At 65.1% G+C, this 23,045-nt stretch carries 18 protein-coding genes and 1 tRNA gene; 8 read left to right on the top strand and 11 right to left on the bottom strand.

Annotated features, from left to right (window positions below):
* The first annotated feature begins 115 nt into the window (after positions 1-115).
* On the top strand, positions 116-589 hold the full coding sequence (gene bcp, locus ASU23_RS24405; RefSeq protein ID WP_007733290.1) for a thioredoxin-dependent thiol peroxidase: 474 nt from the start codon (positions 116-118) through the stop codon (positions 587-589).
* On the opposite strand, the gene ASU23_RS24400 is transcribed toward bcp, so the two are convergent.
* On the bottom strand, positions 586-1,935 hold the full coding sequence (locus tag ASU23_RS24400) for a dipeptidase (protein ID WP_058038873.1): 1,350 nt from the start codon (positions 1,933-1,935) through the stop codon (positions 586-588). The two genes, bcp and ASU23_RS24400, sit on opposite strands and share 4 nt — an antisense overlap.
* Positions 1,936-2,225: 290 nt before the next feature.
* Here ASU23_RS24400 and ASU23_RS24395 point away from each other — a divergent pair, with 290 nt between their 5' ends.
* Positions 2,226-2,927, top strand: coding sequence for a TetR family transcriptional regulator (locus tag ASU23_RS24395; RefSeq protein ID WP_003945379.1), 702 nt, complete (start codon positions 2,226-2,228; stop codon positions 2,925-2,927).
* 58 nt (positions 2,928-2,985) lie between these two features.
* Here the strand turns inward: ASU23_RS24395 and ASU23_RS24390 are convergent, their stop codons facing one another.
* Positions 2,986-3,384 (bottom strand): holo-ACP synthase, encoded by a 399-nt coding sequence (locus ASU23_RS24390; protein WP_003945362.1) that lies wholly within the window; start codon positions 3,382-3,384, stop codon positions 2,986-2,988.
* Positions 3,385-3,394: 10 nt separating this feature from the next.
* A complete protein-coding gene (locus ASU23_RS24385) occupies positions 3,395-12,706 on the bottom strand; it encodes a type I polyketide synthase (RefSeq protein ID WP_058038872.1) in 9,312 nt (3,103 codons plus the stop codon).
* A gap of 419 nt (positions 12,707-13,125) precedes the next feature.
* Here ASU23_RS24385 and ASU23_RS24380 point away from each other — a divergent pair, with 419 nt between their 5' ends.
* Positions 13,126-13,842, top strand: coding sequence for a hypothetical protein (locus ASU23_RS24380; protein ID WP_030537909.1), 717 nt, complete (start codon positions 13,126-13,128; stop codon positions 13,840-13,842).
* A gap of 73 nt (positions 13,843-13,915) precedes the next feature.
* A tRNA-Leu gene (locus ASU23_RS24375) sits at positions 13,916-13,997 on the top strand.
* Between the two features lie 59 nt (positions 13,998-14,056).
* Here ASU23_RS24375 and ASU23_RS24370 read toward each other — a convergent pair.
* Positions 14,057-14,776 carry an aspartate/glutamate racemase family protein gene (locus ASU23_RS24370; RefSeq protein WP_030537908.1) on the bottom strand — a complete coding sequence of 240 codons (720 nt, stop codon included), beginning with the start codon at positions 14,774-14,776 and terminating at the stop codon, positions 14,057-14,059.
* A 234-nt stretch (positions 14,777-15,010) separates the two neighbouring features.
* Between ASU23_RS24370 and ASU23_RS24365 the strand changes: the two genes are divergently transcribed.
* Together ASU23_RS24365 and ASU23_RS24360 are read left to right on the top strand one after the other, a co-directional pair.
* Positions 15,011-15,418, top strand: coding sequence for a hypothetical protein (locus ASU23_RS24365; protein WP_058038886.1), 408 nt, complete (start codon positions 15,011-15,013; stop codon positions 15,416-15,418).
* Entirely contained in the window at positions 15,415-15,795 is a 381-nt protein-coding gene (locus ASU23_RS24360) for a DUF3817 domain-containing protein (RefSeq protein WP_003945334.1), read from the top strand. Before ASU23_RS24365 ends, ASU23_RS24360 begins: the two co-directional genes overlap by 4 nt.
* 62 nt (positions 15,796-15,857) lie before the next feature.
* Here the strand turns inward: ASU23_RS24360 and rdgB are convergent, their stop codons facing one another.
* The 7 genes from rdgB to clpS form a co-directional block, all read right to left on the bottom strand.
* Entirely contained in the window at positions 15,858-16,466 is a 609-nt protein-coding gene (gene rdgB / locus ASU23_RS24355) for an RdgB/HAM1 family non-canonical purine NTP pyrophosphatase (RefSeq protein ID WP_019749148.1), read from the bottom strand.
* 3 nt (positions 16,467-16,469) lie between these two features.
* Entirely contained in the window at positions 16,470-17,255 is a 786-nt protein-coding gene (gene rph / locus ASU23_RS24350; RefSeq protein ID WP_003945332.1) for a ribonuclease PH, read from the bottom strand.
* A gap of 52 nt (positions 17,256-17,307) precedes the next feature.
* The gene (locus tag ASU23_RS24345; protein WP_007733274.1) at positions 17,308-18,066 is read right to left on the bottom strand and encodes a cyclic nucleotide-degrading phosphodiesterase; all 759 of its coding nucleotides are present in this window, start codon (positions 18,064-18,066) and stop codon (positions 17,308-17,310) included.
* Positions 18,067-18,163: 97 nt separating this feature from the next.
* Complete coding sequence (locus tag ASU23_RS24340) at positions 18,164-18,823, bottom strand: rhomboid family intramembrane serine protease (protein WP_007733273.1); 660 nt, start codon at positions 18,821-18,823, stop codon at positions 18,164-18,166.
* Between the two features lie 92 nt (positions 18,824-18,915).
* A complete protein-coding gene (locus ASU23_RS24335; RefSeq protein WP_058038871.1) occupies positions 18,916-19,983 on the bottom strand; it encodes a P1 family peptidase in 1,068 nt (355 codons plus the stop codon).
* Positions 19,980-20,570, bottom strand: a complete 591-nt coding sequence (locus ASU23_RS24330) for a DUF2017 domain-containing protein (protein WP_042925785.1) — start codon at positions 20,568-20,570, stop codon at positions 19,980-19,982. Before ASU23_RS24330 ends, ASU23_RS24335 begins: the two co-directional genes overlap by 4 nt.
* 56 nt (positions 20,571-20,626) lie before the next feature.
* On the bottom strand, positions 20,627-20,938 hold the full coding sequence (gene clpS / locus ASU23_RS24325; RefSeq protein ID WP_029255695.1) for an ATP-dependent Clp protease adapter ClpS: 312 nt from the start codon (positions 20,936-20,938) through the stop codon (positions 20,627-20,629).
* A gap of 121 nt (positions 20,939-21,059) precedes the next feature.
* On the opposite strand from clpS, the gene ASU23_RS24320 reads away from it, so the two are divergent.
* Positions 21,060-22,400 (top strand): nicotinate phosphoribosyltransferase, encoded by a 1,341-nt coding sequence (locus ASU23_RS24320; RefSeq protein WP_030537905.1) that lies wholly within the window; start codon positions 21,060-21,062, stop codon positions 22,398-22,400.
* Entirely contained in the window at positions 22,397-23,044 is a 648-nt protein-coding gene (locus ASU23_RS24315; protein ID WP_042446164.1) for a nicotinamidase, read from the top strand. The genes ASU23_RS24320 and ASU23_RS24315 overlap by 4 nt, the downstream gene beginning before the upstream one ends.
* Position 23,045: the final 1 nt, after the last annotated feature.

The following is a 23,045-nucleotide window of genomic DNA, read 5'->3' as shown; positions in this document are numbered from 1 at the left end:
TCTGTGTGCGGGTCTGCTGTGCGGACGCAGCGCGCCGACACTTCGCTCTACCGTAGAGGAGCAGAATGCCCTCGCGCCCACCTGCCGCGCAATTTCTCGACTAACCTCGATTCCCGTGACCGAGAACAGTAGATTGTCCGCCGGCGACGTCGCGCCGGATTTCACGCTCCCAGACGCCGATGGCAACGAGGTTTCCCTTCACGATTACCGCGGCCGCAAGGTCATCGTGTACTTCTACCCGGCGGCCAGCACCCCGGGGTGCACCAAGCAGGCCTGCGACTTCCGTGACAGCCTCGCCGAGCTGAACGGCGCCGGCCTCGAAGTCATCGGAATCTCGCCGGACAAGCCCGCAAAACTCGCGAAGTTCCGCGATACCGAAGAGTTGACCTTCCCGCTGCTCTCCGATCCCGAGAAGGCGACGCTCGAAGCCTGGGGCGCGTTCGGTGAGAAGAAGATGTACGGCAAGACCGTCCAGGGCGTCATCCGCTCGACGTTCCTCGTCGACGAGGAAGGCAAGATCGAGGTGGCCCAGTACAACGTCCGGGCCACCGGTCACGTCGCCAAGCTACGACGCGATCTGTCGGTCTAACTCCCGTACCGGCTCAAGAACAGAGCCTCCGCGAAAGCGAGATTCTCGATCTCCGACGGGTCGACGCTTTCGTCGGGCGCATGAATGCGGCATTGCGGTTCCTCGACGCCGATCAACGCGATCTCCGCGTCGGGGAACTGCTCGGCCAGTGCACTGCACAGCGGTATCGATCCCCCTTGGCCGGCAAATCCGACTTCGCGGCCGTAGGCATCGGTGAGCGCGGACTTCAGCTGCGCGAAACCTGCACCCTCCGTCGAGGACGAGAACGGCGATCCCGTCGATTCCGGAACGACCTCGATGTGGACGCCCCACGGCGCCGCCGCGCGGAGGTGGTCCGTCAACAACTTCTGTGCCTGCGCCGGATCCGTGCCAGGCGGGACACGAAGATTCAGGCGCGCCGACGCGCGGGGCGTGATCGCCGCCGCCGAACCCACGACAGGCGGGCAGTCGATACCCAGGATGGTCAGCGCCGGACGAGCCCACACCTGCTCGGCGACCGAACCGGAACCAGTCAGCTGCACCCCTTCGAGCACCCCGGCGTCGGAGCGGAACTGATCGCCGTCATAACTGACACCCGCCCATTCCTGGTCGTTGGTCAAGCCTTCGACAGTGGTGTTTCCGGCGCTGTCGTGCAGCGTCGAGAGTATGTGCACCAGCGCGGTGATCGCATCGGGCGCCGGTCCACCGAAGACACCGGAGTGAATCTCACCCTCGAGCGTCGACACGTGGACCACAACGTTCGCGATCCCGCGCAATGACGTCGTGATCGTCGGCTCCCCGACTTCGGTGTTGCCGGTATCGGCGATCAGGATCATGTCGGCTGCAAAAAGTTCGGGCCGCTCTCGCACCAGATCCTCGAGACCGCCAGTGCCCATCTCCTCGGATCCTTCGGCGACGAGCGTCAGGTGGACGCTCGGGTCCACACCGGCTGCGGCGAGCGCTCGCAGAGCTGTCAGATGCATGACGACGTTGCCCTTGCAGTCGGAAGCGCCCCGTCCGTACCACCGTCCGTCGCGCTCGGTGAGCGTGAAAGGCGGGGAGCCCCAGAGCTCTTCGTTTCCGGGCGGCTGAACGTCGTAGTGGCAGTACAGCAGAACGGTCGGAGCACCGCCCGGGCCTGGTCGACGCCCGACAACCGCGGCCGAACCGTCGGAGGTCTCGATCGCCTCGATATCGGCGAAACCCTGAGTCCGGAATGCCTCCAGGACCCAATGCGCAGCGGCCGCGCATTCTTCCGGCGGGTACTGCCGTGCATCGGCAACGGACTTCATCGCCACAAGTGCACTCAGATCCTCACGGGCACGCGGCATGAGTTCACCTACCGCGGTTCGCAGTTCTTCCGTCATCGTCTCCCTCTCCTCGGCATCGAATCTCGGTGTGCCCGAAGAATCTCAGTCTGCCCGAATCGGACGTAGGCAGGCGCCAGGATCGCCGTTGCGCCACACCGCGCAGCAACCTCTTCGGCTACTGGACAGTTGGTCACCTAGTATCGAGGTGTGGCAACAGCATCGGGACTCGTGTGCGCGCACCTGCGCGGTGCGTTTCGACCGATCACGACCGCCGAAGTAGGTGGCCGATGACACCGGATAATGCACAAGTCCCAAATTCGACAGAAAACACCGATAGCCTGGAAGACGTGCAGCCCACGACTCGTCACCGCGCGCGGCGACGAGTCGACCCAGCACTGGAGAATCCCCAGAGCCTCGAAGAACCGCAGGAACTGCTGCCGCGCAAGCGTCCGACGCAAGAGCGCAGCCAGCGTAAATTCGACGCACTCCTGGCTGCGTCACGGGAACTCCTCACCGATGTCGGTTTCGAATCGTTCACCTGTGAAGAAGTCGCGGCACGTGCTGACGTCCCGATTGGGACGCTTTACCAGTTCTTCGCGAACAAGTACGTCATCGTGTGCGAATTGAACCGCCAGGACCTCGTCGGGGTCCAGCACGAGCTTGCTCAGTTCGGCGGCGAAGTACCCTCGCTCGACTGGTTGCGGTTCCTGAACAGTTTCGTCGATCACATGGCCGGGCTGTGGACGTCAGATCCGTCGCGCCGCGAGGTCTGGCTGGCGATGCAGTCGACGCCGTCCACGCGGGCAACCGGAGTCATTCACGAAAAGCAGTTCGCCGAGACCGTAGCGAAAATGCTCGGCCCGTTGACGCCTCGTACGCGGCGAGATCGTCGCCTGATGATGGCGGAAGTTCTTGTCCACGTGGTGTATTCGATGCTCAATTTCTCGGTTCAGGACGGTCAGTCGCATGCCGACGCCGTCGCCGAACTGAAAAGGTTGATGATCGCGTATCTCCTCGTCGCCGAGAAGGAATCCCGCACGAAGGACTAGTCGAACGACAAAGAGCCGGTCTCCCCTTGGGAGACCGGCTCTTTCGTGTCCGGCAGTGCTACTCCGGGTCGGATTCGATGACCGCGAAAGCGCCCGCCATGTCCCCGTCGTGCGTGAGCGAAATATGAATCTTCACTCCGGTCAGGTGTTTGGCCACGTCACCGCGAAGCCGGATGCCGGGGCGCCCCCAGGCGTCCGAGACGACCTCGATCTGATTGTGGATCATTTCCCCCAGCACCGGTGGGCCGGCGAAGAGAGCAGTTGACCATGCCTTGATCACTGCTTCCTTCGCAGCCCACCGGGCGGCGAAATGTCGCGCCGGTTCGGAGCTCCGGGTAGCGGCGTCTCGACGCTCGCCCGGTGTGAAGTTGTCGAGCATTGCCGTTCCCGGCCTGTTCAATTGCTCGGCGAACTCCGACACCGTCACGAGGTCGAAGCCGATACCCAGAACTCCCATACCGTGACTACTACTTGCAGCCGGGCAGATTCGAGCGGTACACCTGGTCTGCGCCGAGTCGTGCGTCCTCGCTCAGCAGCATGTCCGCTTCGAGCTGACGCGACGCCTTGGCCGGCGTTCCGTCGGCACCGAGGCGACGATCCGCCGGGCGCTCGTAGAGGCTGTCGCCACCGCACATCGCCTTCGCGAGGCGACGCTGACCGTCGATCGTCCGCTGCTGGGCCGCAGCAACATAGGCGTCACGCTTGTCGGCCGGAACCGACTCGACGAATGCCTGCGGGTGCACGACTGCGATCAGGCCGGAGACGTGACCGAAGCCGAGGCTGGTCAGCAGGCCGGCACGCAGCGGAAGCTGATCACCGAACTTGAGCGGCTGACGTGCCCACACGAGGTGCTCGAACTCGGCCATCTTGTCGTCGACGCAGTCGAGGCTGCGGTTCGGCGGGACGATGCCCTGGCTCAGTACCTGGCAGAGCCCGATCAGCTGGAAGGCTGCGGCACCACCCTTGGCGTGACCGGTCAGGCTCTTCTGCGAGACCACGAACATGGGCGCACCTTCACTGCGTCCCAATGCCCCGGCGAGGCGCTCGTGCAGCTCTGCCTCGTTGGGATCGTTGGCGGCAGTGGAGGTGTCGTGCTTGGAGATCACGGCGATGTCGTCGGCGCTCACGCCGAGTGCGTTGAGCGAGAGTGCGAGCTGCGAATCCGCTCCCCCACGTCCGGCGCCCAGTGCTCCGAGTCCCGGTGCCGGGATCGAGGTGTGGACACCGTCGGCGAACGATCCGGCCCAGGCGACCACACCGAGGACGGGAAGGCCCATCTCGAGTGCCAGGTCACCGCGAGCGAGGAGAATCGTTCCGCCACCGGCCGACTCGACGAATCCGCCGCGGCGACGATCGTTGGCCCGCGAGAAGCGGCGATCCTCGATGCCCTTGGCATGCATGTCCTCGGTCTTGGCAGTGGCCGACATGTCGCCGAAGCCGATGATGCCTTCCGTGCTCAGATCGTCGAACCCGCCGGCAACAACCAACTGCGCCTTGCCGAGTCGGATCTTGTCGACGCCTTCTTCGACGGATACCGCTGCTGTGGCGCAGGCGGCGACGGGGTGAACCATCGCGCCGTAACCGCCGACGTACGACTGAACGACGTGCGCTGCAATGACGTTTGGCAGCGCTTCCTGCAGGATGTCGTTCGGACGGTTCTCGCCGAGCAGCGTGTCGATGTACAGGCTCCTCATGGAGGTCATGCCGCCCATGCCGGTGCCCTGCGTGTTGGCGACCAGGCTCGGGTGTACCCAGCGGAGCAGTTCGCTCGGAGTGAAGCCGCCGGTGAGGAAGGCGTCCACCGTTGCGACGATGTTCCAGAGGCCGACGCGGTCGACCGAATCTGCCATGTCGGCGGGGATGCCCCACTTGGTGACGTCGAAGTTGGTCGGAATCTGACCGCCCACACTACGAGTCAGCTTCATCTTGCGCGGAACGCGGATCTCGGTGCCTGCGCGGCGGGTGACCGTCCAGTCTCCGGACTCGGCGGAAACCGTCGCCGTCGTGTTCTCCGGATCGGATTCGACGAAGGCCTGAGCCTCTGCCTCACTGCCGACCACGAAGCTCAGATCCTTGTCCAGGAACACGGAGGTGAGCAGCGGAGCGGTGTTGTCGATCATCGCGCCCTCGTCGACGTAGCGACGGATGCCGCAACGCTCGACGACTGCGTCGTGGTACTTGTCGGCGATTTCCGCCTCGGGTACCAGGTCACCGGATTCGACGTCGTACCAGCCCGGCTTGGGGTCGTTCTCCCAGACGATGAGTCCGGTGTTCCACGCCAATTCGAGAACGCCTGCGGCAGAGAGCTGCTCGTCGACCTCCATCTCGAAGCGGGTACGCGAGGAACCGTAGGGTCCGAGCTCTCCGGCACCCACGATGACCACGAGGTCCGCGGGGGTGACGTCCAGTTCGGGCCAGCTCGGAGCCTTGACCGAGTCGTCGATGCGAGCCGGCGCGGGCAGCGCCAGGATGCTGGACTCGTCCACTGCTTCGTCGACGGCCTCGGCGATCTCGGCCACCTCGGCAGCTTCCTTGGCCAGTGCGGCGAGGTCGAGGTTCGCCTCGGCGAGCCCACCGGTCAGGTCGACCTCGAGCGGAGCCTCTGCAGCAGCGCGACGCGACTCACGCGTTGCCGTCTTCAGTAGCTGGGTCGCCATCTCCTGGGTGGACCAGGTGCGGACGCCCGCAGCTTCGACTGCGTCGACGATCGGATCGTTGTGACCCATGAGTCCGGTTCCGCGAACCCAACCGATGACGGCGTGTGCCAACGTGACCCGCTCGGCCCAGTTGCGCTCGGCCTTCCAACGGTTCACCACGGCGATCAACGAAGCCTTGGCCTCACCGTAAGCACCGTCACCACCAAATGTTCCGCGGTTCGGCGAACCGGGCAGCACCACGTGCAGGTGCGTGTCGACGTCGCTGTCGTAACCGATCTTCGAGAGACCGCCGATGAGGCGCTCCACCGACCAGAGCAACACGCGCATTTCCATTTCGGCGCGAGCGCCGGCGTCGGAAAGTTCACCGCCGACACGGGGAGCTGCGAACGGGAAGAGCATCGTCGGCGTCATGGCCGGCTTGATGAGCTTCTTTGCGCCGCCCGCGTTTTCGGTGGCCTCGTTGCCGATCCAGTCGATCAGCGCGTCGACGTCGGTGTACGACGCCATGTTCGCGGGAACCACCCAGAGGGCGGCACCGGCGCGAGCATTCTCGCGGTACAGGTCGCGGTAGAAGCCGAGACGCTGACCGTCGAGTCGCGAGGTGGTCACGAATACCGTTGCGCCACCGGCAAGGAGCTTGCCCGTGACCGCTGCCGCGATGGAACCCTTGCTGGCGCCCGTCACTACTGCGACCTCGCCTGCCCACTCGGGTGCGTCGGATTCTGCCGCAGCAGCCGCATCAGCGATGCGGGTGTAGACCTCGGCGAGTGCGGTGCGGCCTTCGTCGGTCGCACGGGTGGCCCACCACTTCGCCTGTGCGGCGACGGTGGAGCCGGCACCGATGAAGTTCTCGACCGACAACGCGGTGTCACCGAGCCAAATGCGAGCGAGATCCTCACGCGCACTTGCCCAGCGGTCGTCGAGCAGAACGGCCTTCTGCGCGTCGAATGCCGGAGCAACCAGACGCGGCCAGTCGGAGCCGAGTTCAGCCGAGACCAGGTCGACCAGTTCGGTGTCCTCGACCGTCGCGACTGCCGTTTCTTCGTTCAGTCCGAGCTGCTCAAGTACCAGGCGTGCGGCCGAGGCCAGAACGCCGTTGCGACCGGTGATGTTCTCGGTGAACTCACCCAGAGCAGCTGCGTCGACAGTTCCGCCGCTTCCGCCGCCGGTAGCGGGCAACGAGACGCTGACTCCACGAGCAGACCCGACCGAGGCAACTGCGCTGTCGATGACTGCGTCCACTGCTGCCGCGTCGGCCAGTGCGCCGGAGCTCAGGCCACCGAGGTCGCCGCCGCGGATGCTGGCGCCGTCACGGGTACCGAGAGCCACTGCTGCGGTGACGTGGTGTGCCCAGCCGTCGCCCAGTTCCCAGACCTTCTTGACGCGGTCGGCGATGTAGCCGGGACGCTTGCCCGAGGGGCCGAAGACCTTACGCAGGTGATCGTTGATCGAATCGGAGAGCACCGGTCCGAACGGCTTGTACGTACGGGCGAGCTTGTCGACGGTTGCCCCCAGGGAGCCCATGTCGGCGTCTGCGGCCCCGTCGATGGCACCGAGGGAGAGCTCGGAGCCGAGGTCGACCAGAAGCTGGTTGCGACGCGAGGAAACGCCGTCGCACAGTGCCTCGATCGTGTCCGCGGGGCCGACCTGATCGGGACGGAGCTTGGTCCACAGGCTGATCAGGACCTTCGTGGCGTCGGGCGCCTTGAAGGTGAGGTCGTCCGGACGCGGTCCACCCGAAGGTGCAGCCGGCGCGGCAGCGGCAACCGGAGCAGCGGCCGCGGCGGCCGGAGCAGCCTGCGCGGCAGGCGCTTCGATCTCGTCGTCGTCATCGACAGCGGGGTCGACGTCGGTGCCGTAGACGATCGCGGCTTCGCGCTCGACGTTGAGAACCTCGACCGGGTAGCCGAAGCGGCCCGGCAGCTTGAGGGTCTGCGACGCGAGGTTTGCAACGGTCGGGGCAGCGCCGAGACCGATCTCGACGAAGCGTTCGACCCCGAGTCCACCTTCGGACTCGTCACCGAAGAGCAGGTCCTGCGTCTCGATCCAACGGACCGGGCTGGCGAACTGCCAAGCCAGCAGCTCGATCAGGATGATGCGGGACAACTCGTGAGTGCGCGTTGCGTAGCTGTCGAAGTCTGCGAGGACTTCCTGCAGCGGCTCGGACGGCACCAGGTCGGCGATTTCCTGAACGAAGTCACGACGCAGCGAGAACGGCTTCGGAACCAGGTTCGGGATGTAGCGGCCGATCAGGATGTCCGGATCGATGTCGTGCGGGAGCAAGTCCTGCAGGCACACGCGGAAGTCCGCCACGCCACCGCGAAGGACGGTGGAGTGGAACGGCACGTCGATGCCGGGAACCTGGATGTATGCCCGCTTGCCACCGAATTCTGCTCGGCGACGATCGATTTCGACCTCGAGTGCGTCGAGACCGGCTACCGAACCGGCAATGGCGTACTGGCTGCCGCGCAGGTTCAGGTTGACGATTTCGAGGAACTCACCGGAGGTCTCGGCGACACCGGCGACGAAGCCCTGCACGTCGTCGTCGGAAACACCGATCTGCGACGGGCGGATAGCGGCCATGCGGTAGTCGGAGCGTCCGGCTTCGTCACGGGGAACGAGCTGGTGCATGGCGGAGCCACGCTGGAAGACGACCTCGAGAAGTGCTTCGAGCGGGAAAACCTCGGCGACAGCGGCGAGTGCGTTGTACTCACCGACCGAGTGACCGGCCAGAAGGGAATCCTCGATGAAGGTTCCGGATTCGCGCAGCTCGGCAACCTGGGCAACACCGAGAACGGCCATGGCCACCTGGGTGAACTGAGTCAGGTGCAAGACACCGTCGGGATGCCTGTGCTCGACACCACGGGCCTTGACGGTCACCGGGTTGTCGCGCACGACAGCGAGAATCGAGAATCCGAGTGCCTTACGAGTGTGCTTGTCCGCGCGCTCCCAGACGTCGCGGGCGGCCTTGGAGCGTGCGCGAGCGTCGAGGCCCATGCCCGGGCGCTGAATGCCCTGGCCGGGGAAGGCGTAGACGGTCTTCGGCGCGGCGGTGCGGCCGGTGGCGACCATGACCAGTTCACCGTCGATGCGGCAGCCGACCTCGACGATTTCCGCGCCCTGGTCGATACCGACACGATCGACACGGACGTCGATCTCGGCGCCGGGTCGAACCATCCCGAGGAAGCGAGCTGTCCAGGCGGTCAGGCGGCGCGGCGGGACGCGGGTCTCGGCCGGGTCGACTGCGGTGACTACCTGCTGCGCTGCGGCGGAGAGCCACATGCCGTGCACGATCGGCGTTCCGAGGCCGGCCAGCAGAGCGGCGTTGTCGGAGGTGTGAATCGGGTTGTGGTCACCGGAAACCTGAGCGAACGCGCCCATGCTGACCGGAGCGAGGATCTTCGCGTCACGGCGACGACGACGCGAGGTGTCGACAGCCGCATCGCTGATCGATCCACCGGCGCGAGCCGGGTCGGCGAGTTCGCCTGCACCGGTGCGTCCGCGGATCGCGAAACGCTCGGTCATGGTGACGACTGCGGGGGCGTCGAGGCCCTCGCCGAGCATGGCACCGACCTCGACCTTGACCTCGACGACACGACCGAGGTCGGTGTCGAGAACCGAGGCGACCTCGGCATTGACCACGAGAATGCTTGTCTCGGAGGGAAGTTCACCGACGAAGTCGACGGTGTGGTCGAGGTGGACCAGGTCGAGCATGCCTTCGATAACGGAAAGACTGTCGAGCTTGGCTGCGCCGAGGACTGCGAACACTGCAGGCCAGCATGCTCCGACGACGACGTCCGGAACAGCCTTGCCGCTGACACTGAGCGTGGCGGGCAGACCCGAACCGGTGACACCGGCGTGATCGGCGATGCGATCGGGAACCCACGCGACGTTGAGGCGAGCCTTGCCGTTCTTGACTGTCGGAAGTTCCTGTCCGGCAGCAACTGCCAGGAGCGCGGACATCGCACCTTCGGCATCGGCTTCGGTGACAACCGGAGCGCCGCCGTCGACGACGGACTCGGGGATCGTGATCGTGATGTCGACCGACTTGCCTGCCACCAACGGAACCGAAAGCAGCACGTGCGAGGAATCGACGACGGTCAGACTGGAACCGGTGGTGCCGTGAACTGCCTTGTCGGCAGACTCTGCACTCCACTCGTCGAGGTCGCCGAGACGACGGACGGGGTTCTGGGTCAGGCGGCCGGCCCACTGGAGGTCAGGAGCCGAGAGAACGGCGTCGAGAAGTCCGGGTGCGGAATCCTGGTGGCGACGGCTCGCGAGTGCAACCGGAGTGGTTCCGGCAGCAACCAATTCGTCGTAGGTCGCCTTCTCGAAGCGATCGAGCAGGTCACCGACCGGCTCGTCGACACGGGTGATGCCGGCGACGGCAACGGTGCCGGGGATGACGCAAACCTGATCGGCGGTGTAGCGGGGGTCGTGTGCCTGCCACAGGGAGTCGCTGCGCCACCAACGACGCACGTCACCGTCGACGACGGGAACGAAGTTGACCGGCTTGCCCGGCGTCTTGCACAACGAGATGAAGAACGAGACGTCTGCGGGATGCAGAACGGTGGTCGAGTAGTCCGGGTACGACGCCTGCAGTGCGCAGATTGCAGCCTCGGGGCGCTCGAGGGTCTCGGCGTCAGCGAACAGCGTGGGGATCGGGCCGCGGTCGACCGGGTGCAGACGCGCCTCGGTGCGCTGGAGCATCTCGCCGAAGCGAGCACGCCAGGTGATGTCGAGCCACGGGCTCGACGTCGCCTCGACGATGGCGTCCTGAAGATCGGCGCCGCAGTCGAATTCCTTCGCCGCGTCGATGCCGACGGTCAGCTCGAGGTAGCGGCGCAGCCACTGTGCGTACGTCATGGTCTCGACGTCGCCGAAGTACGGCTTGGCGGTGACGTCGAGGGCGGCGATGATCTCGTCGCGGCGCTCGGCCACTGCCTCGGAATCGCCGGCAACCTCGTCGAGGAGGCGCCCGGTACGCGAAGCCGCGTTGTCGATCTCGTGGATGTCGGCACCGAGCTGGCTACGGCCGGAGGCCATTCCGCCTTCAGCGGTACCTGCACCGACCCAGTCCGGCGTACCGGGTGTGTCGACGAGGAGCTGCTTGACCTCGGGAGAGGTGGTGGCCTCGAGAGTCGCCATGGCTGCGGTGCCGACCAGGATGCCGTCGACGGGCATGGCCGGGAAACCGGCTGCGGCGGACCAGCGACCGGTCAGGTAATCGGCTGCGCGCTCGGGTGTTCCGATGCCGCCACCGACGCAGATGACCAGGTTCGGGCGTGTACGCAGCTCGGCGTACGTGTCGAGGAGCAGGTCGTCGAGGTCTTCCCACGAGTGGTGTCCGCCGGCGCGGCCGCCTTCGATGTGGACGATGACCGGGAAGTTCGGAACCTCGTTGGCGATGCGGATCACGGAGCGGATCTGCGCCACGGTGCCGGGCTTGAATGCAATGTTGGTGATGCCGATCTCGGACAACTCGTCGATGAGAGCAACAGCCTCTTCGAGTTCCGGGATACCGGCGGTGACGATGACGCCGTCGATGGGAGCACCGGCGGTACGGGCACGCTGCACGAGGCGCTTGCCACCGAGTTGCAGCTTCCACAGGTACGGGTCGAGGAACAGGGAGTTGAACTGGACCGCGCGGCCCGGCTCGAGCAGCATCTTCAGCTCTGCGACACGGTCTTCGAAGATTTCTTCGGTGACCTGCCCGCCACCGGCAAGCTCGGCCCAGTGACCGGCATTGGCTGCCGCGGCAACGATCTTGGCGTCGACCGTCGTCGGCGTCATACCTGCTAGCAGGATGGGTGAACGACCGGTCAGCTTCGTGAACGCGGTCTCGACGCCGATACGGCCGCCGGGAAGCGCAACGGGCTTCGGCGCGAACTCGGACCACGAACGTGAGACCTCAGGTGCTGCACCGGGGGTGAGCAGATTGCGGTGTCCGCCGCGGGTGGCTGCGGCAATGATGCCGATGCCCTGTCCACGCAGCGAAGAGGACGTCATACGGGTCAGCTGATCGCTGGGTCCGAGATCGAGAATCCACTTGGCGCCGGCGGAGATTGCGCCGTCGACAGCCTCGACCCAGTCGACCGGATCGACGAGGACACCCTGCGCAAGTTCGCGCGCACGGTCCGCGTCGAGACCGCAACGGGTCGCCCAGCTGCCGACGAGTTCGACGGCCTCGGTCAATGCGGGGTGATGGAAGCCGATTTCGGTGTCGAGCGGATCGAAGGACGGCGCGAAGACGGAACCGCCACGCTTCTTACCCTCACGCTCGCGGGCTTCCTCGGCTTCGATCTGTTCACAACGCTCTTGCACGCGTGCCAGCTGAGCGGGCGGCCCGGCGAGAACGACGCGGCGACGGCCGTTGCGGATGGCGAGGACAGCCGCGCGCTCAGGCGCCACACCCTCGGCAAGCTCGGCGACGATGGCGGCGAGACGCTCGGGATCGACGCCCGAGACCGCAACCATCGGCTTCGCGGAGGCGCCGGCGATGACGCCGCGGCGACGGCCGACCAAGCTGGCAGCAGCACCGACGAGCTGTGCGACGGCGAGGAGTTCACCGTCGTCATTGCCCTGCGCGGCTACGGCAGCCGTGGCCAGAAGGCCCTGCGAGTGGCCGATGACGGCAGCCGGCGGGTTACCGGCTACATCCAGACCCTGAGCGGAGAGTGCACGCAACGCCGCAAGCTGCGTGAGGAAGACGCCGGGGAGTGACACCGGAGCTGCGGTGAGCGCGGCAGCGGAAGGCCCGGCCGACTTCTCACCTTCTTCTTCGTCGACGATCTCGGCTTCGAGCATCCACGCGATCGGATCGAATCCGACCGGGCGAACCACGAGGAGATCCTGTGCGACGGGCGCGAGGCGTGCGGCTGCGTCGTTGACCAGATCGGTCAGAACGGGCTCCAGGCCGTTGTCACGGCTGAGCTCCTCGAGCGAGGTGAGCCAGGGAGCGCCCTGTCCACCGAAAGCGATTGCGTAGGAAACGCCGTTGTTCAGCGAATCGACGAGGGCACCTTTGCTGGTCGTGCGGGACTGTCCCCCATCGACGCCGAAACGGCGTCCACCCTTCGAGTCGCGTCCGTTTCCTGTAGGTGTCGTGTCATCGATCGTCACGCGTACGTCCTCTCCTGGTCACCTCTGCGGCGAGGTGGGATTTGCGGTGTGCTGCCCGGCTGAAGTGCTCGCGAATTCGTCGAGAGAATCGACGGAGTCAGGGCGTTCGTGCAAGACAAGGTTTACACAGAATCATGAGGATTTCCTCACGTTTGTCGGCACCCTGGAAATCTGGACTTTCGGGGCCGTGATCTTCCTCACGAGACTTCGAGAAAGTGACTCGCGAGTAGGTCGCGAACGCCCTGCCTGGGACTGTTACCGGGATTTTCAGAAACCTGAGGAACCCCTCATATTTATTGTTACCAATTCGTGACCTCCTTGACGGACGGTCGATCCCGTGCGTTCCGGGCCACAATCTGTCGGACCCCCTCGCTACGTTCAGCGCGTCCACACCGGACAACTTCTCGGGGGGAGAAATCATGAAAGACACAGACGTAGTCAGAGCGGCCGAATTCATCGGCGCCGAGCTTCCGCGCGAGGCGTGGCCGCATTGGAATCAGGGATGGCCGCGCGAGTCCGAATCCGCCCTTCTCGACGCGATCTTCTCGTCGCGCGCCGCCTACGGAACACCGAAGACCGGAGTCCGCGCCGTCGTCGACCGTTGGCGCACACACCGCTCGGTAGCCGCCGACGATCGCCTCGACAGCTTGTCCGCTCTCGCCGCCTTCACCGACCGTGGCGACGAGCTCGCAACGATTCTCGGCAATCGCCAGCGCGTGCCGGGCAACTACTTCACCAAAGCCGAGGGTGCGGCTCGTGCGGCCAAGGCGCTCGTCGAATCCGGTTGCAGGTCCAGTGCCGACGTCGAGGACACCGAAAGCCTCCGTTCGGCAGTTGTCTCCGTTCCGGGGCTCGGCCCCAGGACCTTCGAGACGCTGGTGTTCCTGTCCGGGAAGTTGACGGTAACTTCGATAGATCTACTTGCACGGTTCGCCACCGAAGCAAGCAGTGGTGAGGAATTGTTGTCGAGCACCGACGCAGCCGAGTTGCTCGTTGCGGTTGCCGAACATCTCGATGTCGATGTTCAAACGCTCACCCACGCTGCGTGGCGGTATCAACGCACGGCCGAGCAACCTCGCCGGTCGAAGAAATCCACCATGCCGCCCGCAGCGGATCCACTCGCCGAAACGGCCTGAGAGCGGGCGGGCGCATCCCGACCAGGGTGGTGTGCCCGCGAGCGATTCCACTCGCGTATCCTTTGAATTCCGCGCGCGAGTGGCGGAATTGGCAGACGCGCTGGATTTAGGTTCCAGTGTCTCAGGACGTGGGGGTTCAAGTCCCCCCTCGCGCACAACGAAGAGCCCCGCCGGATCTGATCCGGCGGGGCTTTTTCGGTTCTCGTGAGCAAGGTCAGCGCTTTCGATCCTTGACCGGTGGAGTCATGTACGTCGTCCGACTCGGTGTCAGCCCCAGACGGACCGAGCTCTCCAACCAGGTGATCGCCGAGGCCGTCGGATCCACAACCGGAACGTGAATCCCTTTGCCATGCAGCCTGTCTCGGACCGCACTGGTCACACCGAGCATCCCGGTGCAACCGAGAACGACGGTGTCGGCCTCGCCGTTCTCCACTGCCGCAGACGCCTGAGCGGCCAGTCGATCGATCAGTTCCTCCCGATCGGTGAGGCCCAGCACCGGCATGTCCACGACTCGAATACTGCCCAGCCGATTGTCCAGCCCATACCGCCGAGTGAGCGATCGGAGCATCGGCACGACATTCGGCAGGATGGTCACGACACCGACGCGATCGCCCAGACTCATCGCTGTCAGAAATGACGGCTCGAAGCCGCCGACCACCGGAGCGTCGATGATCTCTCGGGCGGCATGCACTCCGGGATCGGCGAAACACGTGATGAACACACCGTCGACGCCGTCGGCTGCCGCCTCCTCGACCCGCTGCACGATCCCGGGGCCGGCAAGTGCCTCGTCGTACTCGGACTCGATGCTCGCCGTGCCAGAGAGCAGTGACACGACGTCGACCGTCGTACCGGGCGCCGCCCAGTGCTCCACCTCGGCTGTCACCGCCGGAGTCAGTGTGGTGTCGATGACCGGGCGAATCACTCTGATGTGCATGAAACACTCCCCTGCTTTCGGATACGCGCCGAGGTTATCGATGCAGCACAGCCGGGAGAATGTGTTCAGTGCCCTGGCGTTGCGGGTGAGGATGGGCATAGCGCACAGGTGCTGCGGGACGGCTTCTACGACACGCCGTGGCACGGCTCCTACGACACGCCGTGGCACGGCTCCTACGACACCGTGTCGGAGATCGCAGGGCGAGGCACTATAGCTCTCAGGTACCGTCTTAGTGTGTCCAAGAACGCTACTAAACGCCGACCTGCGCTGATTCTGCTGGTCATCGTGTCAGCTGCCGGCTGCCTCGCGCTCGGCTGGTGGCAGTGGGAGCGCTTCGAAGCCGTCGGAGGCTCGGGACAGAATCTCGGGTACGCGTTCCAGTGGCCGCTGTTCGCGGCGTTTGTCGTGTACGCGTATCGCAAGTTCGTTCAGCTCGAAGACGTGGACCCCGAAGAGGCCGAAGCCGAGGAAACCGCCGCGGAGCCGCGTGAGATTCCCGCCGACCTCTTGCCGCAACGCCCGCGGGCCGAGTTCGACGATGTGAACCTCGACGTCGACGACCCTGAAGCCCGCCAAATGCTGGAATACAACGACTACCTTGCGCAGCTCGCCGCTCGCGAGTCCGATAGGAGCACGACGTGAGTACCGGTTCGGAAGCGAGCATCGCTACCCCCGCAGTCAACGCAGAAAAGCAGAAGAAGGTTGCGTCGGCGCTGGTCCGATACCGCGTTCTCGCCTGGATCACCGGCCTCTGGCTGCTGTTCCTGACCGGTGAGATGGTCTACAAGTACCTGATTCTCGACAATTCGGCGGACGCACCGTCGTGGTTGTTCTACATCGGCCAGATCCACGGCCTGTTCTACATGCTCTATCTCGTGTTCACGATCGACTTGGCGATCAAGGCCCGGTGGAAGCCCGGTACGACGGTTGCCACCGCGCTCGCCGGCACGATCCCGTTCCTGTCGTTCGTGTTCGAGCACAAGCGAACTGCCCAGGTGAAGCAGGCTTACCAGCTCTGAGAGTTTCAAAAAGTGGAGCCCTGAACGCAGACGCGTTCAGGGCTCTACTTTTCGGATTCGGTTCAGCCGGCCAGTGCCGCCAGCGCGGGAACGAGCTGTACGAGCGCGCGCCCTCGATGTGACGCCGCATCCTTCTCGGCCGGGGTGAGTTCTGCGGCCGAGCGGGTGTCGCCGTCCGGACGGAAGATGGGGTCGTATCCGAAGCCGCCGTCGCCGGCTGGTTCGCGGCCGATCACCCCGCGCCATTCGCCGCGCACGACGGTCTCGTCGCCGCCGGGGATCACCAGTGCACAGGCGGAGACGAATGCCGCGCCTCGACGCTCGTCCGGCACGTCTCCCAGCTGAGCCAGGACCAGAGCCGTGTTGGCGCCGTCGTTTCCGTGAGTGCCCGACCATCGCGCGGACAGCACACCGGGCATACCGTTGAGTGCGTCGATCTCGACACCGGAATCGTCTGCGATGCAAGGCATTCCGGTTGCAGCTGCTCCGTCACGCGCTTTGGCGAGCGCATTCTCCTCGAACGTCGCTCCGGTCTCGGGGGCTTCGGGGAACGGCGGGACCTCGTCGAGCCCGACCAGTTCGATTCCGTTCACTCCAGCGGCGTCGAGCACCCGGTGAAGTTCCTTCAGCTTCTTGGCATTTCGGCTGGCAACCAGTACTCGTACGCTCACAGCTCAGGCACCGAACTTCTTCTTGGGTTCCGGATTCTTCGGTTCGGGTAGCACCCCGGGATACGGCTCGGCCAGCGCTTGACGCTGGATCTCGAAAAGTTGCTCACAACCAGCCAGAGCGGAGTCGAGCAGCTTGTCCAGCGTCGAGCGTGGGAACGTGGCGCCCTCACCGGTTCCCTGGATTTCCACCAGCGTGCCGGTATCGGTGGCCACGACATTCATGTCGACCTCGGCGCGCGAATCCTCTTCGTACGGAAGATCGAGGCGCACTCGTCCGTCCACGACGCCGACGCTGACGGCCGCTATGCCACACGAGATGGGCTGCGGGTCGGAGAGCAGGTCGGCTGCGCGCAGGTACGTCACGGCGTCGACCAGGGCTACGTATGCCCCCGTCACTGCCGCGGTGCGGGTGCCGCCGTCGGCTTGGAGGACATCACAGTCGAGGGCGATGGTGTTCTCACCGATTGCCGCGAGATCGATGCACGCTCGAAGTGATCGGCCGATGAGTCGACTGATCTCCTGCGTGCGGCCGCCGACCTTGCCCTTGACCGATTCGCGGCCACTGCGTGTGTGCGTGGCGGCGGGAAGCATCGCGTATTCGGCTGTCAGCCAACCCAAGCCGGAGCCCTTGCGCCAGCGGGGTACACCCTCTTCGACGCTGGCCGTGCACATGACGCGAGTGTTCCCGAACTCGACCAGAACGGATCCGGCCGGGTGACTGGTGAACCCGCGGGTGATCTTGACCGTGCGGAGCTCGTCGTCCGCCCTACCGTCTTCTCGTGTAGTCACCTTCGTGAGCCTAGCGGTCGCCCGGTGAGCGCTGCACCGAATGTGAGGGGAATCAGATGTCGTAGACACTTCCGGCGGAGACGGCATGGACCGGTCCGGAGAATTCGGATTTCGCTTCGGCGATCACGTCTTCACGCGATGTCCACGGCGGGATGTGCGTGAGGAGAAGTTCCTTGACGCCGGCGAGCGCAGCCACACGGCCGGCTTCCTTACCGGAGAGGTGAACTCCCTCGGGGCGATCCGGACTGTCGGTCCACGACGCTTCGGAGAGCAACACGTCTGCACCACGCGCGAGTTCGACGACGTTGTCGCACATTCCGGTGTCGCCTGTATAGACGAGGACGCGGCCGTCGGCGCCGGTGATCCGGAAACCGTAAGCCTCGGGTGGATGATTCATCCGGCGGGCGACGACGCTCAGTTCACCGAACGTCACCGGCTCGTTCTCGGCCCAGAGCCGGACGTCGATGGTGTCGGAGATGTCGTCCATCTCGCCGGCGCACTCGGCGGAGGACACTCCGATGCGGCACGCGGTGTCGGTGGGGCCGTAAACCAGAGCACGGCCGACCGGCGGGTTGGGGTGATAGCGACGCCAGACGAGCAGGCCGGGCATGTCGAGACAGTGGTCCGCATGAAGGTGCGAAAGCAGGATCGTCACCTCGCCCGGATCGGCGTATCGCTGCAACGCCCCAAGAACTCCCGGGCCGAAGTCGATCACGAGCGGCGGAGTTCCCGGTGCCGTGAGCAGGTATCCCGAAGCCGGTGAATCCGGACCCGTGACGCTGCCGGAACACCCCAGGACGGTCATGCGCATACCGGTCATGCTGCCACGTCTACCCGTCTGGGAAAAAGCTCTTGGTGGTTTTGGCGCGTCGAAGTCACACCGCAGTGAGGGTGTGACCCACGTCCGTTCAGAAACTCGGTGGTCGAACGGCCGGCGCCGACCCGGCGCGCTTGGCCCTCTCCCCCGACGTCAACGCCCAGGCGGCAACCACGCCGCCGATCGCTCCGAACAGATGCCCTTGCCAGGAAACCCGTGGATCGCTCGGCAGAACGCCCCACAGCACTCCGCCGTACACGACGAAGACGGCAACGCCGATCAGGATCTGTGTGAAACTCCGCGTGAAGAACCCGCGCACCAGCAGGTAGGTGACCCAGCCGAAGATCAGCACGGACGCACCGACGTGATTCGAGTTCGAGCCGGCGAACAACCAGGTCCCGACGCCGCCGATCACCCAGATGATGCCGGTCGCCGCGAGTCCCCGCGCAATTCCCGACACCAGCACGAGGTATCCGAGGATCAGCACCGGAATGGTGTTGGCGATCAGATGACCCCAGTCGTCGTGCAACACCGGGGCGAACAGGATTCCCCACAGGCCGTCGAGCGTGCGCGGGGTGACGCCGGCGTTCTGGACGTTCTGACCGGAGATGACATCCACGATCTCGATCACGTAGAGCAGGATCGCGAAGCCGCCCACCAACACGGCCGACTGCTTCCACACCGAGGGCGGACCGGATTTCGGTGCCGGCGTCCGGGTGCCGAAGTCCGGACTGTTGAAATCCATCGTCATCGTGTGCGTCCTCCACCGTCGATCCGGTTTTCTGATCCGGTCACTCGCGACCAGGCTCAATTCGAGATTACCGCCGATTCCAGGAGTGCTGCCTAGAGAAATGCGGACGGGAAGAGTTCGCGGTAACTCGGGATTCCGGCTACCGACGTGGCGTCGAGAATCGCTGTGACGATCGCACGTTCGACCACCTGGGCCGAAGCCGCGCACACCGCGTCGAGTATCGGCAGATCGTTCGGGAAAGCGTCCGGAACCGTGATCTCCGAATTCGGAGTGTGTTCACCGGTGGCGAGCGCAAAGATCGTGTCGCCGTCGAGCGGCGAATGTGCGGGCCGAATCGCTCGGGCCAGGCCGTCATGACCTGCGACGGCGACGCGTCGGCACCCGGCTTTCGTCAAGGCGGCGTCAGTGGCGACCACACCGATCGTGGTGTTGAGGACAGTTCCCTTGGCTGCAACGGCGTTGGCCGCCGCGAGTTCGGACGCGTCGGGGAGCCTGAGGCCGAACGACTCCGCGCCGTCCGAGCCGACGCCCCACGGCAGGCCTGTTCTGGGGTCGAAGACCGAACCCACCGGATTCGCCACGATCAAGGCGGAGACCGTAGTCCCCTCGGCGGGGCCGTCGGCGATCACGACGCTGGCCGTTCCCACCCCACCCTTGAGCGCTCCGGCTCTGGCACCTACCCCCGCGCCGACCGTGCCCGTGGCGAATTCGCGCGAAGCAGTGTCGGCAGCGAGGAATCCGAAATCGCCGGTCGGACGAACGGTCCAGTCCCCCACCGGCAGATCGAAGATCACGGCGCCGGGCACGATCGGTACCACCTGGCCGGGAGCGCCCATCGCGATCCCGTGATCGTGTTCCTCGAGCCAGCGCATCACTCCGTCGGCCGCGGCAAGTCCGTAGGCACTACCGCCGGTCAACAGCACGGCATTGACCTGCTGGACCGAATGGCTCGGGTCGAGCAGATCGGTCTCGCGGGTACCCGGACCGCCGCCCCGGACGTCGACTCCGGCGACCACACCGGCCGACGCGAGCACGACCGTGCAGCCGGTGGCTGCGCCGCTTCCGAGAGTGGCTCCCTCGTCGAGCTTGTGGTGATGACCGACGGCGAGGCCGGCGACATCTGTCAGTGAATCAGTGGGCCCGGTCCGAGTTGTGGTCATGGCATGAGCGCCTGGACGAGGGAGTCCTGCATCCACGTCAACCAGTGATAGACGTCGAGATGCGGGGCTCGCGGGTCGTCGGGTTCGAGGCTCTCCGGGGTGTCGGCGTCGATGCCGAGATTGGTTCCGAGCGCGAGACGGACGTCGTTGAGCGAGGACAGCCAGGCGTCGGCCTGTTCCTGCGTGAGAACGACCTTGCCGCCGGCCTCCGGAAGCGAAGCCAACAACATGCGAGCGGACTCACGCTTGGCGTCGATGATCTCGGGTTCGTGCAAACTGCGCAGCGCGCCGTTGACATTGGCGCCGGCGTCGTCGAGATCGTCGCTGTCCGGAGCGACCTTGTCCGGATCGGTGCGCTGGAAGTCGGGAAGCAAACGCGCCAACACCGGATTGTCGGGCGGCTCCGAATTTCCGGTACGAAGACCCGTCAGCGCGGCGAGCTCGTCTTGCGGCGCCGAAGACGCGCGCTCGTCGAGAAGCCCGGTCACCGACTCCACGAGCGAGCGCAGAACCGCCGCCTCGTGGCCGTCCATCTCGGATTTGAACTTCACTCCGCCGAGTGAACTCTTCCTACTCCACGTCCGCACGCGTCGGACTCCCGTCTACGAGTTAGGCGAACAAATCGGTCGAAAAAGTGCTTTTCTCAGGTGTCGTCGCGTTGCATCGTGGCCCAGAGACCGGCAGCGTGGAGGCGACGAACATCGGCCTCCATCTTGTCGCGCGAACCGCTCGAGACCACGGCCTTGCCCTCCGAATGGACCTGCATCATCAGGTCGGTGGCCTTGGCTTTGCTGTAGCCGAACAACTTCTGGAACACGTAAGTCACGTAATGCATGAGATTGACCGGGTCGTCCCAGACGATGGTCACCCAGGGCCGATCTGCGGCTTCGATGGTCGCAACAGCCTCCGACTGCTCGGGCGTGGCTTGAGGAGAAGAAGCCGTAGCGCCTCTCATCGTTACGTTCGCCGAGTAAGTGCCGGACACGGTCGCGCCGCCGAAAACCATGTATCCAGGGTACGGCGCGACGAGAGGCGACAACACCCACCCACGTCGTCTCGCGCATAGAGTTGTGTGCGTGCCTACGCAAATTTCCGACATCCGCGACGCCGGTGCCAGCACCGCACTGCTCACCGATCAGTACGAACTGACCATGCTCTCGGCGGCTCTCGCCGACGGATCTGCCTTCCGCAACTGCAGTTTCGAGGTATTTGCACGGCGGCTGCCAGACGGTCGTCGCTACGGCGTCGTCGCCGGTACCGAGCGCCTTCTCGACGCACTCGAGCAGTTCCGGTTCGGTGAACCGGAACTGGCGATCGTTGCAAAATTTCTCGACGACACGACCGTCGAGTGGCTGCGCAACTATCGATTCTCCGGTGACATCGACGGCTACCGCGAGGGCGATTTCTACTTCCCCGGATCACCGATCCTTTCGGTCCGCGGAACTTTCGCCGAGTGCGTCATCCTCGAAACCTTGATTCTCTCGATCCTCAACCACGACAGCGCGATCGCTTCGGCCGCAGCCCGCATGGTGAGCGCAGCGGGCGGTCGACGGATGATCGAGATGGGCTCGCGTCGTACACACGAACAGGCCGCCGTCGCCGCTTCACGTGCCGCGTATCTCGCCGGCTTCGACGCCACCTCCAACCTCGAAGCCGCGCGGCGTCACGACGTACCCAGTGCAGGTACCAGCGCGCACGCCTTCACTCTCCTGCACACCACCGAAGACGGTCCGGACGAGGCAGCGGCATTCCGCGGTCAGGTCGCGGCACTCGGCGTATCCACCACGTTGCTCGTCGATACCTATGACATCACCGAGGGTGTGAAAACGGCTGTCGCCGTTGCCGGTCCCGAGCTGGGCGGGGTTCGCATCGACTCCGGCGATCTCGGCGTTCTTGCTCGTCAGGTACGCCAACAACTCGACGATCTCGGTGCTACCAAAACACGCATCGTCGTCTCCGGCGACCTGGACGAGTACGCGATCGCGGCTCTGCGCGCCGAACCCGTCGACTCGTACGGCGTCGGCACTTCCCTGGTCACCGGATCAGGCGCCCCCACCGCCGGCATGGTCTACAAACTTGTCGAGGTCGACGGAATCGCGGTCGAGAAGAGAAGCACCAACAAGGCATCTCGCGGCGGCGCAAAGAAGGCACTGCGCGTAGTGCGTCCGACCGGCACGATCGTCGAAGAAGTCATCTACCCCGCCGGATCACCGTCACCTGTCTCCGAGGCGGACGGAGCGACCGAACTGCTGATCCCGCTGGTTCGCGAAGGCAAGGTCGTCGACAGCGCGCCGACGCTCGAAGAGAGCAGAGCGGTTCTGAAGGCAGGGCTCGTGAGCCTGCCGTGGGAAGGCCTCAAACTCTCGCGCGGAGACTCGGCTGTGCCCGTTCGATTCACCGGAGGTGAGCACCAGTGAGCGCAAAAGCACTGATAATCGTCGACGTTCAGAACGATTTCTGCGAAGGTGGCGCTCTTGCAGTCGACGGCGGTGCTGCGGTTGCGGGAGCCGTCAACGATTTCGTCAACTCCCACGAGTACGACGCCGTAGTCGCGACTCGCGATTTCCACATCGACCCTGGGGCGCACTTCTCCGAGAATCCCGACTTCATCGACAGCTGGCCGGTTCACTGCGTCGTCGGGACAGCCGGCGCCGAGTTCCATCCGGCGTTCGACGCTTCCGTCGCCGGGTCGGCGATCTTCTCCAAGGGCGCCTACAGCGCGGCCTACTCCGGTTTCGAAGGAGCAGCCGAGGACGGCACGACGCTCGAGGACTGGCTCCGCGCCCACGAGATCACCGACGTCGACGTGATCGGAATTGCCACGGATCACTGTGTCAAGGCCACGGCCGTCGATGCCGCGCGCGCGGGGTTCGCCACGACAGTCCTTCTACCCTTCACCGCTGGTGTGTCGACCGCCACGATCGAGTCGGCATTGGTGCAGATGCGGGAGGCGGGAGTGCAGCTGATCGGGCGAGACGAGGCCTCGTCGCAAGAAGACTCGAATGCCGGGGAACCACCCCGGGAATCATCCGTGGACGTTTCTGACGTAGGGATCCATTAAC

It is taken from the genome of Rhodococcus sp. KB6, assembly GCF_001445685.1.
GTDB classification, from domain to species: Bacteria; Actinomycetota; Actinomycetes; order Mycobacteriales; family Mycobacteriaceae; genus Rhodococcus_F; species Rhodococcus_F qingshengii.
Note: the sequence above shows the minus strand (reverse complement) of the source record. Positions and strands in the feature narration are given on the sequence as shown.